Origin of the sequence: Massilia sp. TSP1-1-2 (assembly GCF_049896185.1) — a bacterium.
Classification (GTDB): Bacteria; Pseudomonadota; Gammaproteobacteria; order Burkholderiales; family Burkholderiaceae_D; genus Telluria_A.
Genome location: NZ_JAFCTU010000001.1, coordinates 405,994 through 420,039 on the forward strand (window position 1 = coordinate 405,994; position 14,046 = coordinate 420,039).

Consider the following 14,046-nt stretch of genomic DNA (forward strand, 5'->3'; position numbering starts at 1 on the left):
GATGTTTTTATCCGATTTCTCCATCAAGCGGCCGATCGCCACCGTCGTCCTGATCATCGCGATGATGGCCATGGGGCTGCTGGCACTGTCCAAGCTGCGCGTAAACCAGAATCCCGACGTCGATATTCCCTTCATTATCGTCAACGTGCCGTATCCCGGCGCCTCGCCCGACACCGTCGAGCGCGAAGTGGTCAACCGGATTGAGAAATCCTTCCTCAGCATTCCCGGCGTTAGCAAGATCGAGTCCGACTCGAACGAAGGCAGCGCCACGTTTTTCATCGAGTTCGGTTTCGACAAGAACTTGATCGAAGCGTCCGATGAAGTGCGCAACGCGATCGCGGCGGTGCGCTACAAGCTGCCCACCGAGATGCGCGAGCCTATTTTGCAGCGCGCCGATCCGGCGTCCGAACCCGTTATCCAGCTGGCGCTGTCGTCGAGCACCCAGAGCGCGGCCGAAATTTCGCGGCTGGCCGAAGACAACATTGCCGACCGCATCCGTTCGATCGACGGCGTGTCGATCGTCAACGTGGGCGGCGCGCTCAAGCGCGAACTGTCGGTGCTGCTGCGGGCGGCCAAGTTGCGTGAATATAATGTGTCGGTCGGCGAAGTGGTGCTGGCGCTGCGCAACCAGAATACCAATGCGCCGGTGGGCAAGATTCGCGGCAGCCTGGACGAGCAGAGCATCCGCCTGGTCGGGCGCATCGAGACGCCTGAAGAATTCCAGCAGATCGTCGTCAAGCGCCGCGGCGACGAAATCGTGCGCTTGGCCCAGGTGGCCGAAATCAAAGACAGTTTTGCCGACGTCAACAATTTGTCGATTCGCAGCGGCAAGCCGAACGTGGGTATTTCGGTCAGCCGTTCGCGCGAAGCAAGTACGGTGTCTGTCGCCAACAAGGTCAAGGCGCTGGTCAAGGAAATGGAAACGGCCAAGGAACTGCAGCCGGGCACCAAGCTCGAAGTCATCGACGACGCCGGCGAGCGTTCGCAGCAAAGCTTGAATAACGTCATCGAGTCGCTGATCTTCGGCGCGGTGCTGACCATTTTCGTGGTCTACGCCTTTCTCAATTCCTGGCGCTCGACGCTCATTACCGCGCTGTCGCTGCCAACGTCGGTGGTGGCCGCCTTTATTGCCGTGTGGCTGTGCGGCTTCACGCTCAACTTCATGACGCTGCTCGGCCTGTCGCTGGCGATCGGCGTGCTGATCGATGACGCCATCGTGGTGCGCGAAAACATTGTGCGCCACATGGAGGAGCTGGGGTCGGACCGCCGCACCGCGGCCCTGAACGGCACCGCCGAGATCGGTATGGCGGTTGCCTCGACCACGTTTTCGATCATTGCCGTGTTCATTCCAGTTGCTTTCATGCCGGGTATTTCGGGCGAATATTTCCGTCCCTTTGCCCTGACCGTGACGTGCTCGGTGCTGGTCAGCCTGGTCATTTCCTTCACGCTCGACCCGATGTTGTCGGCTTACTGGGGCGACCCGGTCGGCCACCATACCTTGCCAAAAACGGGCATCAGCCGGGTGTTGCAGCGCTTTAATCACTGGTTCGATGAGCAGGCCAACCGCTACAGCAAAGTCATTGCCTGGGCGCTGCATCACCGCGTCTGGATGGCGCTGCTTGCCTTGGTCACCTTTGTCGGCGCGATCGCGCTGCAGGTTCTCAAGGGCGACAGCGAATTTCTGCCCAAGACCGATTCCGGCCAGTTGATGATCACCGTGCGCACGCCCGCCTCGTCGAGCGTGGAATATGCCCGCCTGAAAATGGAAAGCGCCGCCGCCATGGCGCGCGAGATCAAGGAAGTCAAGGAAACCAATAGCCGCGTGGACGCCAGCGGCGGTCGCGTGCGGATCGATATCGGCAAGAAGCGCACACGCACCCGTAGCGCCAAGGAAATTGCGGTCGAGTTGCGTGAAAAAATCAAGACGCTGGTGGGCGCCGAATACGTGGTGATGGACGACTTGAACAATGGCTCGCGCAAGCCGATTCAAATTGAATTTACCGGTCCCGACTCGCGCAAACTGCTTGAAATTGCCAACACCTTTATGGAAAAGCTGCGCAACGTGCCTGGCGCAGTCGACGTCGGCCTGTCTGAACAGGATCCGAAAAATGAATTGAAAATTGAAATGGACCGGGGCTTGGCCAATTCGATGGGCATTTCCGTCAATGATGCGGCGCAGTCCTTGCGGGTGGCATTTGCCGGCGTGGAAGTGGGCGACTGGGTCGACCCGACCGGCGAGTCGCGCGATGTGGCGGTGCGCCTGCACCCTGAGGACCGGGTCAACGCCGAGAACATCGAACGCTTGCCGATCGCCGTGACGGGCACCAGCGAAATGGTGCCGCTGGACCAGATTGCCAAGATTACGATGGGCAAGGGCCCGTCGGGCATTGAACACAAGAATGGCAACCGCACCATTTCGGTCTCGGCCAACGCGCAGGGCCGCTCCAGCGGCGAAGTGACCAAGGATGCGATGAAATTGGCCGACAGTTTCGATTTCCCGCCCGGCTATGGACGTGAACTCGGTGGCTCGGGCAAGAATCAGAACGACCTGATGATGAACATGGTGGTTGCGCTGGCGTCGGGCATTGCGCTGATGTACATGATCCTGGTCATTCAGTTCGGCTCGTTCACGGCGCCGATGGCGGTGATGATTTCGTTGCCGCTGTCGCTGATCGGCGTGGTGCTGGCGCTGAAGATCACCGGCCAGTCCTTGAACCTGATGAGCATGATCGGCATCATCATGTTGATGGGCCTGGTCGCCAAGAACGCCATCTTGCTGCTGGACGCCGCGCGCCGGCGCGAGGCGGACGGCTTTGACCGCGAGCAGGCGCTGATGGACGCAGGCCGCATGCGTTTGCGCCCGATCTTGATGACAACCTTTGCGCTGATCGCCGGCATGATCCCGGTGGCGCTGGGGCTGGGCGAGGGCGGCGAGTTCTACCGTCCACTGGCCATTGCAATTATCGGCGGCACGATCACCTCGACGATTCTAACCTTGCTGGTCGTGCCGACGTTCTACGACAGCATCGAGGTCTCACGCGACAGAATGTTCGCCAAGTTTGAACGCCGGGCCGCGCGGTCCAACGGTTTGTGGGCCTTCCTGGTGACCTTGGTCGAGATGATCCTGACGCTGCTGCTGGTGCGCTTTGTCTACCGCACCATCATGCTGGGTGTGCGGACGGCAACTGGCCGTCGTGCGCCGGGCGCGGTACCGGTTGTGTTGAACAAGATGTAAGCCATATTTTTTGGAGAAAAAGCCCGCAAACTCTGCGGGCTTTTTTTTTGCTTGATCGGCGCCCGCAATCTTTAGTGGCGCGTGCCGTTGCGCTCTGGCGGCGTGGTGGTGCCGCTGCCGGAGGTGCCGCTGGTGCCGCTGCCGGAGGTGCCGCTGCCCGAGGTGCCGCTTCCGCTGGTGCCGCCCGTCATGCCGCTGGTGCCGCTGGTGCCGCTACCCGTCATGCCGCTGGTACCACTGGTGCCGCTGGTACCGCTGGTTCCGGACGATCCACTTGTGCCTGTGGTGCCGCTGCCGCTGGTGTCGGTCCCGCCGGTGCCACTGGTACCACTGCTGGTGCCACCGCTGGTACCGCTGGTACCGCTGGTGCCACCGCTCGTCCCGCTGGTGCCTGTATCGCCGGTGGTGCCGGTGCCCGTAGCGCCGCCAGTGCCGCTGGTACCGCTGGTACCGCTGGTACCGCTGGTACCTGAGGTGGTGGCCGGCGTGGTGGTATCGCCCGTGGTGGCGGGCGTGGTGTCATTGCGCTTGCAAGCGCCGAGCATGGCGGTCAGCAGGGCCGCAGCCAAAAGGATTTTTGGTGCATTTGAAAGTGCTTTCATCGTTTACTCCTCGTTCACGTCAGTTGATGCCGCCCGGGTGTTGGACGACGCATTTCAGTCCCGCACTTGAGTCCTGATGCACGAATATGACTGTGAAAATTTAGACGCGTAACTTCTCTCAGGGTTCGGCTTTTTTTGCGGTTCGAGGGTAAATAGACGTCCACGCCCGCGCAATTTGATCGAGATCAAAGGACGAAATTGCGCGGCGGGAAAGAAACGGATTCAGCCGAGAGCGGCCTGTGCCATAAGGGAAGAAATTTCATCCGGCAATTCGCGGGCGAGATAGCCCAGCAGGCCCATGCGCGCCGCCAGCCGTTCGCCCGCCAGTGCGTGCAATGCCACGCCCCAGCAGCTTGCCTGCTCGAGCGTTGCGCCGCGCGCGGCCAGGCCGGCGATGATGCCGGCCAGTACATCGCCGGAGCCGGAACTGGCCAGCCCGACATTGCCGCCTTCGTGCTGCCACATGTCGCCGTTGGGCGCGCTGATGATGGTGCGCGCCCCCTTGAGCGCCACCACCGCGTGCCAGGTTTGCGCCGCACCCGTGGCCATGGCTTGCGGATTGGCGCCGATTTCTTCCTTGGTGTTGCCGGTCAGGTGAGCCATTTCGCCCGCGTGCGGCGTGACGATGACGGCTTGCTCGAAGCGGAACGGCGGGGCGTCGTCGGGCAAGTCGGGATTGAGGATGATGCCCATGGCGCAGGCGTCGAGGATGACGCTGGCGCCCGCCAGGCGCGGCAGCAGCGCGCGCACCAGTTCGGCGGTGCCGATTTCATCCTGCATGCCCGGCCCGATCAGGATGGCGCTGACCTTGTCGGCCAGCGGATCGAGTTCGGCCATTGCTTCATGCGTGAAACCGCCGTCGGCTGTTTCGCGCAGGCCGATCACGCGCGCCTCGGGCATGGCCAGCGCCACCAGCTGCGCCACGCTGGCGCCGGTGGCAATGGTCAGCTTGCCGGCGCCGGCGCGCAGCGCCGCCGTGGCCGCCAGGATGACGGCGCCCGGCATTTCGCGCGAGCCGCCCAGCACCAGCACGTGGCCGCGGTCTTCCTTGTCGCCTTCGTGCGAGGGCATGGGCAGCGGCCAGCCGCGCAGGGCCGCAGCATCGAGACTGATCATGTGGGTGTGTGACACAGGCATCTCCATCGGGCCAATGCGCCTACGCTTTCGGAGCAGAGGGGACATCTTTTTGTACCGTGACTGGCGTTCCCGCCGCTTCGAGTGGTGCGACGAAGTTGGTTAATTGAAGGACCAGCTTACCGTGCCTGCCTTGTTCGCTGTCGAACGCGTACGAGGTGACCGAGCAGTTGGGGACGTCGCCGGCGCGGTCGTAGGCGAGAATGGTCGCTTCATCGAGGCGCTCGAACAGATAGCGGAAGCAATTGACCGTGACCTGGTGGCCGACGATGAGCACGCGCTCGCCGCAGTATTCGCGGGTGATGGTGTCGAGCACGCTGCGCAGGCGCAAGATGACGTCGCACCAGCTTTCGCCGCCCGGCGGGCGGAAATAAAATTTGCCCACATGCTGGCGCTGCTCGTACAGGTCGGGATACTTGCTGTTGATGCCAAGCGTGGTCAGGCGGTCGAGGATACCGAATTCCTTTTCGCGGATCCGCTCGTCCACCTGCACCGTCACTTTTGGCAAGCCTATTTGCTCGACGATGATGCGCGCCGTTTCAGCGGCGCGCACGTAGGGCGAATGCAGCACGACATTGGGGCGCGACGCTTCGGGCAGCGAGCCGAACCAGCCGCCCAGCGCGCGCGATTGCTCCACGCCCAGCGGCGAGAGCGGCACGTCGACGTCGCGTTCGGCAATGTCAATCAGCAGCCCGGCCGCAGCCTCGGCCGCGTCGCGCGCCACATTGCCCGCACTTTGCCCGTGCCGTACCAGCCAGATTTCTTGCGGCCATTTTTGTTCCATCGCTTGTTCCAAACTCACTATTGACTTCACGTCATGATAGACGCAGTCGGCGGGCGGTCAGCGCACGATACGGCGCTCAGGCTGGCAGCGTTTCGCGGTCGAGGTCGAGCACGTCCTTGCGGTTGAAGACGGCCAGGTCGGTCTGGCCCATCAGGCGGCTCGTCACGGTGCCCGCGGTGATCGAGCCGCTCACGTTAAGCGCGGTGCGGCCCATGTCGATCAGCGGCTCGATCGAGATCAGCAGGCCCGCCAGCGCCACCGGCAAATCCATGGCCGAGAGCACGATCAATGCGGCGAACGTGGCGCCCCCGCCAACGCCGGCAATGCCGATCGAACCGACCACGATGATGGCAATCAGCGGCACCAGAAAGCTCAGCGTCATCGGGTCGATGCCGACCGTGGGCGCGATCATCACGGCCAGCATGGCCGGATAAATACCCGCGCAGCCATTCTGGCCCATGACGGCGCCAAACGAGGCGGCAAAGTTAGCGATGCCCTCGGGCGTGCCCAGGCGCGTGGTCTGGGTTTGCACCGACATGGGAATGGCGCCGGCGCTGGTGCGCGAGGTAAAGGCGAACAGCAGCACCGGCGCGATTTTTGCGACATAGCGCACCGCATTCAGGCCCACGCCGCTGATGATGATCAGGTGCACGCAGAACATCAGCAGCAAGGCGCTGTATGAGGCCAGCACGAAGGTAATCAGTTTCATGATGCCGGCCAGGCTGGAGCCGGCCACGACCTTGGCCATCAGCGCGAACACGCCGTAGGGCGTCAGGCGCAGCACCAGGGTGACCAGGCGCATCACGATCGCGTGCGCAACTTTGATGAAGTGGCTGAAGGCGGCGAACATCTCGGGTTGCTTGTCGGCGATACCAGTGCCGGCGATGCCGATAAAGATGGAAAATATCACCACCGCGATGGTCGAGGTATCGCGCGCGCCGGTCAAGTCCAGGAACGGGTTCGATGGCAGGAAGCTGAGCAGCATGCCGGGCAGCGAAATCGCCTTGGCCGCCTCAAGGTGGCCCTGCAGATAGGCGCCGCGCGCAACTTCAGCGGCGCTGGCAGTCAGGCCGACAGCGCTCAAGCCATACAGTCTGGCCATCAGGATGCCGATGACGGCGGCAATCATGGTCGTCACCAGCAGTGTGCTGATGGTCAGCACGCTGATTTTCCCCAGCGAACGGGCATCCTTCAGTTTGAGGATGGCGCCGATGATCGACACCATGATCAGCGGCATGATGATCATTTGCAGCAGCGCCACGTAGCCCTTGCCGATGACGTCCAGGTAGGCGATGGTGTCGGCGATCATGGGCGTGCCGGCGCCGTAGACGGCCTGGAACGCGGCGCCCAGCAGCACGCCCATGCCGAGCGCGCTGAACACGCGCTTGGTAAACGACAGATGCGCCGCCTGCATGCGGTACAGCAGGAAGCAGCCGGCCAAGGCGATGGCAATATTGAGTGCGAGCAGGGGAGAGAAAATCATGTGTGCCTCGGGCAAGTGATGTTGGCATTCTATAGAAAATCTGCCAAGGACACAGTGCGAAGGTGCGCCTGGCGCCGGCCGACATGACAGGCTGAGATGGGATGTGGATAATGGCGGCATTCATCTTACTCTTGCCAGGAATCCGCATGACGAACGCCTCCCCCTTTCGCCTGGTGCTCGAACGCGCGCTGAGCCACTCGCTGGCGCACCTGGACAGCCTGGACACGGCTCCGGTCGCGGCCAGCGCCAGCCTGGAAACGCTGCGCGAGCGCCTCGCCAAGCCGTTGAACCGGGCATCGATGGCGCCCGAAGCGGTCATCGACGAACTGGTGCGAGACACCGCCGGCGGCATCACCGGCAGTGCGGGCGGCCGCTTTTTTGGCTGGGTGATCGGCGGCGCGCTGCCCGCCGCGCTGGCGGCCGACTGGCTGACTGGCGCGTGGGACCAGAACGCCGCATCGTTTGGGTGCGCGCCGGCTGAAGCGGTCATCGAGGAAGTGTGCGGCGCGTGGCTCAAGCAGTTGCTGGGACTGCCCGCCGGCGCCAGCTTCGCCGTGACCAGCGGCTGCCAGATGGCGCACCTGACGGCACTAAGCGCCGCGCGCAACGCGCTGTTGGCGCGCAGCGGCTGGGACGTGGAGCGCGACGGCCTGTTCGGCGCGCCGCGCATTCGCATCTTGAGCAGCGACCAGTACCACGGCAGCATCACGCGCGCCACGCGCATGCTGGGCATGGGCACCGCATGCGTGACCGGCCTGCCGGCCAACGACGCCGGCCAGCTCGACAGGGCCACGCTGGCGCGCGCGCTGGCAGACGATGCCGGCGCGCTGACGATCGTGCTGCTGCAGGCGGGGGATTTGAATATCGGCGCCTTTGACGATTTCGCCGAGCTGATTCCGCTCGCGCACAGCCATGGCGCGTGGGTACACGTGGATGGCGCTTTCGGGCTGTGGGTCAATGCGAGTGAGCGCTACCGGCATTTGCTGGCCGGCGTGGCGCTGGCCGATTCATGGGCGACGGACGGCCACAAGTGGCTCAATGTGCCGTATGACAGCGGCTTTGCATTCGTTGCCGATCCGGCCCCGCATCGCGCCGCCATGTCGTACGAGGCGCACTACGTTGCGCACAACGACCTGGTGCGCGAGCAGAAGGACTGGAACCCGGACTGGTCGCGCCGCGGGCGCGGCGTGGCCGCCTATGCGGCGCTGCGCCAGCTTGGCGCCGAAGGCGTGGCGGCGCTGGTTGAGCGCTGCTGCGAGGCGGCGCGCGCCATCGCGACCGGCATCGCGGCGCTGCCTGGTGCGCAGCTGGTGTGGGAGCCGCGCATCAACCAGGGCCTGGTGCGCTTTCAGGACTTGTGCGCCGGCGCCACCGAGGCCGAGCATGACAGGCGCACCGACGCGGTGTGCGAGGCCGTGGTGCAAGGCGGCGAAGCTTTTTTCAGCAACACGACGTGGCGCGGCAAGCGCTGCATGCGCATATCCGTGTGCAACTGGCAGACCAGCGACAGCGACGTGGCGCGCGCCGTGGCGGCGGTGGCCCGGGTGCTCGCCAAGTAGTGGTCCCAAGTTTTTACGTGATAGTGGATCTTATGCGGGAGCCATGGCGGCCGCTATATTACGGCTTCACTTAGCACCTTCACTTAGCCCCTTCACTTCTTTGGAATGCCATGACCGTCTCCGCACCACCAAGCGAGCGCACCCGCGTGCGCCGCATCGCCGAAAACGCCGACTACGAGCGCGCCACGCTGCACGCCATCATCGATGCGGCCTATCTGTGCCACATTGCGTTCAGCGATGCCAAGGGCGCGCATTGCATTCCGACCGCTTGCTGGCGCGAAGGCGAGTATTTGTACGTGCACGGCTCGAACGGCGGGCGGCTGGTCAAGCTGTTGGCGCAGGGCGCGCAGGCGTGCGTGACGATCACCCATCTCGATGGCCTGGTGCTGGCGCGCAGCGCGTTCAGCCACTCGATGAATTATCGGTCGGCGATGATCTATGGCGTGTTCGAGAAGGTACTCGATGAAGCCGACAAGCGCGCCTCGATGGTGACGTTCATGGACAAGATTACGCCTGGCAGGCAGGCCGAAGTCAGAGCCGGGAGCGACAAGGAATTCGATGCGACGACCATCTTGCGCATCGCGCTCGATGAAGCGGCGTGCAAGGTGCGCGCGGGCGGGCCGAGTGACGAGCCGGAGGATATGGCGCTGACCGTGTGGGCGGGAGTGTTGCCGTTTGTGGTGCAGAACGCCGCGCCGGTGCGCGATGAGGTGTGCGTGGCGCCGCCGCCGGGGTATGTGAGTGCGTGGGTGGGGGCGAGCTGAAGTTCTGCGCTCCCGCGGAAAAGTAGGGCGGAAAAGGGCAGGGCCCGCATTGCGCCATGCGTCGCGACGGCGCTTGTCGGAATGCGCTGGCGCTTTTCCGACCTTGTCACTACTCCTCACACATCGAGCTCGATCCACGTCGGTGCATGGTCGCTCGGCTTTTCCCGTCCGCGCACGTCGCGGTGCACGCCGGCCGCCTTTAATGCCGGCGCCAGCGCGGGACTGAGCAGCAAGTGATCAATCCGCAAGCCCGCATCGCGTCCATAAGCGTTTCTAAAGTAATCCCAGAAAGTGTAAATTCGTTCATCTGGATGCATGGTGCGCAGCGAGTCGGTCCAGCCTTGCGCCACCAGCCGGTGAAACGCTTCGCGCGTCTCAGGCCGGAACAGCGCATCATTGACCCAGCGCTCCGGCTTGTACACATCGAGTTCGGTAGGCATTACATTGAAGTCGCCCGCCAGCACCACTTTGGCTCCGGTGGCCATCAACTCGTCGGCGTGCTTGATCAGCCGCTCGAACCAGGCCAGCTTGTAATCGAATTTGGGACCCGGCGCCGGGTTGCCATTGGGTAGGTACAAGCAGGCGACCAGGATGCCGTCGATCGCCGCTTCCAGGTAGCGGCTTTGCTCGTCGTCCGCGTCGCCCGGCAAGCCACGCCGCACTTCTTGCGGCGCCTGGCCGCGCGTCAGGATCGCCACGCCGTTCCAGCTTTTCTGGCCCAGCCAGATGGCCTGGTAGCCGACATCGTTGATCGCCGCCTCGGGAAACTTTTCCTGGGGTGACTTGAGTTCTTGCAGACAGGCCACGTCCGGCTTTTTTTCTTCCAGCCATTCGAGCAGGGCGGGCAGGCGGGCGCCGATGCCGTTGATGTTAAATGTGGCGACTAACATGAATTCTCCGCGGTAAGTATCTCACCACTATTTTGAACGCACATCGGCCTGCCCGCCGCACGGCTGATTCATCGACCTGAATCATGCCAAAATTAATGGCCGTGCTGCATCTCGTATTCGTCCGCCTCGGCCTTGGTCGCGTGGACGATGCCGTCCGGATGTTCGGGCGGGGTGTACAGCGTGTACAGGCGCATCGGTTCGGTGGCCGAGGTATTGATGACGTTGTGTTCCACCCCGGCCGGCACCACGACCGCCACGCCATCGGCCAGCGCGTGCTTCTCGCCGTCGAGAATGGCCACCCCTTCGCCCGCTTCGACGCGGATGAACTGGTCGTGGCCGGTGTGGTGTTCCATGCCGATCTCTTCGCCGGGCTGCAAGGTCATGATAACCAGCTGGCTGCGCTTGGTGGTGTAAAGCACTTCCCGGAAGTTATTGCCTTCGAGAGTCTTCTGTTCGATGTTGATGCTGTAGCCTGACATGGTGCCTCCGATTGAACGTGCGAAAGTGCGAAAGTGCGAACGTTCGCAAACAGGCATCGTATCCTAATTTGGCGCCGCAAGTTGGTGGCGGCGTCGAACCGCAGTGCTTTCTTCTCGCTACAGGTTTTTCGATATACCATGAGCTGCGTTGCGCGCATTGGAGACGGCGGAACGGAATGCAGAAAAATAAATACAGGACGTTCGTATGCCGCAAAACTTAGCGCAGCAACGCGATCTCGACCGGCGCATCATGGCGGTCCTGGTCGAATGCACCAGCGTCGACTCCGCCGACGCATTTTCCCGCGTGATTGAAGGCTCGTTTCGGGCCGTCATTCCCCATGAACTGATGCTGTGCGGGATAGGGGGCATCAGCGGCCAGGGTAATCACGTGCGCAAGATCGTCAACTTCAATTATCCGCTTGAATATTTCGAACCTTTGCGCGATGCCGACGGACGGCTCGACAGTCCACTGATGAAGCGCTGGCGCGAAACGCTGGAGCCGCAGCTGTTTCAAAGCGGGCGTGACGATCATGCGTATGCCGATGACTGGGTCCGGCTGTTCAACAAGTATGATTTGCGCAACACGATGGCGCATGGCGTGCTCGATGTTGGCGGCGTCTTTTCCAGTTTCTTTATCTTGTCGCGCATGCCCGGCGAAGTCGGCCCGGAGCACGCCTTTTTGTTAAAACTATTGACGCCGCATCTGCATTTTGCGCTGGCCCGCGTGCTGGCGACGGTGGACGAGTATCAGGGCGCGCTTTCCAAAAGCAGGAAAGCGCTCAGCGAACGCCAGCGCGAAATTCTCCATTGGCTGCATGAAGGTAAAACCAACTGGGAAATTGCGAAAATACTCGACCTGTCCGAATTGAACGTGAAGTACCACATCGACCAGATATTCCAAAAACTCGAAGTGCGCAGCCGCGCCCAGGCGGTGGCCAAAGGGCGCGACCTGGCGGCCTGCCGCGCCTAAGCAGCGTCCGGAAAAACTGTCCGAATGGGGAGTGGCGCATGGGCTCGCCTGGCGCTAGAGTCAAGCCAGCCCATGGAGCTTGCATCAACCCCGGTGCATGCTTAAAACGATAACGATACGATGCACGCTCCTGCGGTAAAAGCTCGGACGCGAATCACCAATACCAGCGTCCGCGATAACATCAACGCGGAGGAGATACCATGTTTCAAAAGCTGTTTTCTGTAAGCCGGTTCCTGTTGGGCGCGACGCTGCTCGTCTGCGCCGCAAGTTCCCATGGCGCATGCCTGGACAATGTCGTGCTGGTGCACGGTAACGCCGATTCCCCGGCGCGCTGGAACAACACGGTGAGCACGCTGAAAAGCCGCGGCTACCTCGATTCCCAGCTTTTTCTCCCGAACTGGGGTTCCAAGACCAACGCCGGCGCCAATGACCATAACAGCGTCAATACCGGCGTCGTCAAGAGCGCATTGCAAGCGGCAGTTGCCAGTTCCTGCACCGGCATGATCGATGTCATCGGCCATTCGATGGGCGTCACGCTGGCGATGAAGGCGATCAACGAGCTCGCTTATGCGGGACGGGTCAATTCCTTCATCGGCGTGGCCGGCGCGCAGCATGGTTTGAATTCCTGCGGCGTGTATCCGTTTAACGTGGCCAGCCCCACGTGCGGCGCCAATGGCTTGTCGATCGATAGCCCGTTGATCCAATCCGTGCGCGGCAAGCGCTATGGGGCGAAAATGTATTCGATTAAAAGCTGGATCGATGAAATCGTCTGCATTGGCAGTTGCTATGTGTATGGATCGCACACCAGCAATGTCGACTCGCAAAATGCCAGCTACGATTACGCGCTTGGGCATTTTGGGCTGGCGACATCGACCACCAGCAAGCAATCAGATCTCATCATGAACTAGGGAGCAATCGTTGGATGATTTTGCCGTGAAGGTGTGGCTGGCCAGTGCAGGGGCCAGTTTTGCGCTTGGTTTTGGCCTGGCGTGGTACATCCATGCACCGGTCACTGTCGATGGCGCGCCCGCAGTGGCGGCCTTGGCGGTCGCGCCGCTTGTGCCGAGCCAGCCTGCGGCGCCATGGGCGGCGCCTGGCCGCGCGGCGGTCGCGGCACTGCCCGACCTGCCCGCAAATGCCAGCGTTGACCAGCTGTGGGCGCGCTCGCTGCTGGGGCCAGCGTTGCAGGATCACGGCTTTGATGCCGAAGACAGGCTGCGCAAGCTGGCCAAGGCCGATCCTGTCGCGCTGCGCAACTTGCTAAGCCGCTACAGCGCCGGGCAAGCGCCGCAGGAACGCGCCTTGCTCAAGTCAGTGCTGGCCACCGTCCCGGCGCCTGACGTGATCGCGTTTTCCACGCGGCTGGCAAGCAGCAGCAACGCGGCCGAACGCAAGTTTGGCTTCGAGTTGCTGCAAAGCGTGGCGCCCGATGCCGCCGAAACGCGCAGCCTGGTCAAGCGCACGCTGGCAAGCGAGCAGTCGAGCGACGTGCTGCTGCAGGCGCTTGCCACGCTGCAGTCGTCCGTGGCCGATCCGGAAGAGTCGCAAGCGATCGTGGCGCAACTGAGCACCCTGTCCCAGCATGCCGATCCTGCCGTGCGCAGCATGAGCATTGAGCGGCTCGGCGCATGGGACAAAACCGGCGACGGTGCGCAGCGGCTGGCCCAGGCCTTGACGGACCGCGCGCCCGAAGTGCGGCAAGCGGCAATTTTCGCGATCGCCCAGGCGGGCGTGCGGTCGGAGTCGGCCAAGACGGCGCTCATCGAGTTGGTCAACAATGCGCAAGAGAGCCGGGATCTGCGGGGCAGTGCCTTGCAGGCGCTGGAACGCTTTGCCTTGAGCCGAGAAGAGTATGCGCGCCTGGCGCCGGCACGCGCGCAGGTGGCCGGTTTGTCGCCCCGATGAAGGGCGCAACCATGCAGTCATCGCCGCAGCGCGCAGCGAGCAGCTCCTTGACTCTGTCGGACAGCATGCCTCGCTGGCGCTGCCTGTCCGCACACCACCGTACATTTTGTGGCTTTTTAGTTAAGCCGGTTATGCAGCTGTTTTTCATGTTGGTAATTGTGCTATCTTGGTTTTCAGTTGTTTGATGAAGCGAATTCACGTGGCATTTTTGCAGGGCGTGCCATGACCGGAACCTCACGAC

General features: G+C 62.6%; 12 protein-coding genes. 6 read left to right on the forward strand and 6 right to left on the reverse strand.

The features are described from left to right. The first annotated feature begins 1 nt into the window (after window position 1). Window positions 2-3,235 (forward strand): efflux RND transporter permease subunit, encoded by a 3,234-nt coding sequence (locus ACP7BV_RS01845; RefSeq protein ID WP_426100903.1) that lies wholly within the window; start codon window positions 2-4, stop codon window positions 3,233-3,235. 71 nt (window positions 3,236-3,306) lie between these two features. Here the strand turns inward: ACP7BV_RS01845 and ACP7BV_RS01850 are convergent, their stop codons facing one another. The 4 genes from ACP7BV_RS01850 to ACP7BV_RS01865 all read right to left on the reverse strand — a co-directional run bounded on the left by ACP7BV_RS01850 (window position 3,307) and on the right by ACP7BV_RS01865 (window position 7,238). Further along, window positions 3,307-3,837: a hypothetical protein gene (locus ACP7BV_RS01850; protein WP_426100905.1), complete on the reverse strand. Its 531-nt coding sequence runs from the start codon at window positions 3,835-3,837 to the stop codon at window positions 3,307-3,309. 222 nt (window positions 3,838-4,059) lie between these two features. Next, window positions 4,060-4,968 (reverse strand): NAD(P)H-hydrate dehydratase, encoded by a 909-nt coding sequence (locus tag ACP7BV_RS01855; RefSeq protein WP_426100907.1) that lies wholly within the window; start codon window positions 4,966-4,968, stop codon window positions 4,060-4,062. 25 nt (window positions 4,969-4,993) lie between these two features. After that, on the reverse strand, window positions 4,994-5,755 hold the full coding sequence (locus ACP7BV_RS01860) for a histidine phosphatase family protein (RefSeq protein WP_426100909.1): 762 nt from the start codon (window positions 5,753-5,755) through the stop codon (window positions 4,994-4,996). 76 nt (window positions 5,756-5,831) lie between these two features. Further along, the gene (locus ACP7BV_RS01865) at window positions 5,832-7,238 is read right to left on the reverse strand and encodes an L-cystine transporter (protein ID WP_426100911.1); all 1,407 of its coding nucleotides are present in this window, start codon (window positions 7,236-7,238) and stop codon (window positions 5,832-5,834) included. 146 nt (window positions 7,239-7,384) lie between these two features. On the opposite strand from ACP7BV_RS01865, the gene ACP7BV_RS01870 reads away from it, so the two are divergent. Beyond that, window positions 7,385-8,797: a pyridoxal phosphate-dependent decarboxylase family protein gene (locus ACP7BV_RS01870; protein ID WP_426100913.1), complete on the forward strand. Its 1,413-nt coding sequence runs from the start codon at window positions 7,385-7,387 to the stop codon at window positions 8,795-8,797. A gap of 110 nt (window positions 8,798-8,907) precedes the next feature. Beyond that, window positions 8,908-9,561 (forward strand): pyridoxamine 5'-phosphate oxidase family protein, encoded by a 654-nt coding sequence (locus ACP7BV_RS01875; protein ID WP_426100915.1) that lies wholly within the window; start codon window positions 8,908-8,910, stop codon window positions 9,559-9,561. A 116-nt stretch (window positions 9,562-9,677) separates the two neighbouring features. Here ACP7BV_RS01875 and xth read toward each other — a convergent pair whose 3' ends face one another. Continuing rightward, window positions 9,678-10,451, reverse strand: coding sequence for an exodeoxyribonuclease III (gene xth / locus ACP7BV_RS01880; RefSeq protein ID WP_426100917.1), 774 nt, complete (start codon window positions 10,449-10,451; stop codon window positions 9,678-9,680). A gap of 92 nt (window positions 10,452-10,543) precedes the next feature. Further along, window positions 10,544-10,930 (reverse strand): cupin domain-containing protein, encoded by a 387-nt coding sequence (locus ACP7BV_RS01885; RefSeq protein WP_426100919.1) that lies wholly within the window; start codon window positions 10,928-10,930, stop codon window positions 10,544-10,546. Between the two features lie 205 nt (window positions 10,931-11,135). Between ACP7BV_RS01885 and ACP7BV_RS01890 the strand changes: the two genes are divergently transcribed. The 3 genes from ACP7BV_RS01890 to ACP7BV_RS01900 all read left to right on the forward strand — a co-directional run bounded on the left by ACP7BV_RS01890 (window position 11,136) and on the right by ACP7BV_RS01900 (window position 13,805). After that, window positions 11,136-11,900: a helix-turn-helix transcriptional regulator gene (locus tag ACP7BV_RS01890; protein WP_426100921.1), complete on the forward strand. Its 765-nt coding sequence runs from the start codon at window positions 11,136-11,138 to the stop codon at window positions 11,898-11,900. A gap of 200 nt (window positions 11,901-12,100) precedes the next feature. After that, window positions 12,101-12,808 (forward strand): hypothetical protein, encoded by a 708-nt coding sequence (locus ACP7BV_RS01895; protein WP_426100923.1) that lies wholly within the window; start codon window positions 12,101-12,103, stop codon window positions 12,806-12,808. Between the two features lie 10 nt (window positions 12,809-12,818). After that, window positions 12,819-13,805, forward strand: a complete 987-nt coding sequence (locus tag ACP7BV_RS01900; RefSeq protein WP_426100925.1) for a HEAT repeat domain-containing protein — start codon at window positions 12,819-12,821, stop codon at window positions 13,803-13,805. The last annotated feature ends 241 nt before the right edge of the window (window positions 13,806-14,046 follow it).

What these genes read in the sequence shown, in the direction of transcription:
- ACP7BV_RS01845 (WP_426100903.1), top strand. Translation starts at nt 2, where the DNA reads ATGTTTTTATCCGATTTCTCCATCAAGCGGCCGATCGCCACCGTCGTC.
- ACP7BV_RS01850 (WP_426100905.1), bottom strand. Translation starts at nt 3,837, where the DNA reads ATGAAAGCACTTTCAAATGCACCAAAAATCCTTTTGGCTGCGGCCCTG.
- ACP7BV_RS01860 (WP_426100909.1), bottom strand. Translation starts at nt 5,755, where the DNA reads ATGGAACAAAAATGGCCGCAAGAAATCTGGCTGGTACGGCACGGGCAA.
- ACP7BV_RS01865 (WP_426100911.1), bottom strand. Translation starts at nt 7,238, where the DNA reads ATGATTTTCTCTCCCCTGCTCGCACTCAATATTGCCATCGCCTTGGCC.
- ACP7BV_RS01870 (WP_426100913.1), top strand. Translation starts at nt 7,385, where the DNA reads ATGACGAACGCCTCCCCCTTTCGCCTGGTGCTCGAACGCGCGCTGAGC.
- ACP7BV_RS01875 (WP_426100915.1), top strand. Translation starts at nt 8,908, where the DNA reads ATGACCGTCTCCGCACCACCAAGCGAGCGCACCCGCGTGCGCCGCATC.
- xth (WP_426100917.1), bottom strand. Translation starts at nt 10,451, where the DNA reads ATGTTAGTCGCCACATTTAACATCAACGGCATCGGCGCCCGCCTGCCC.
- ACP7BV_RS01885 (WP_426100919.1), bottom strand. Translation starts at nt 10,930, where the DNA reads ATGTCAGGCTACAGCATCAACATCGAACAGAAGACTCTCGAAGGCAAT.
- ACP7BV_RS01890 (WP_426100921.1), top strand. Translation starts at nt 11,136, where the DNA reads ATGCCGCAAAACTTAGCGCAGCAACGCGATCTCGACCGGCGCATCATG.
- ACP7BV_RS01895 (WP_426100923.1), top strand. Translation starts at nt 12,101, where the DNA reads ATGTTTCAAAAGCTGTTTTCTGTAAGCCGGTTCCTGTTGGGCGCGACG.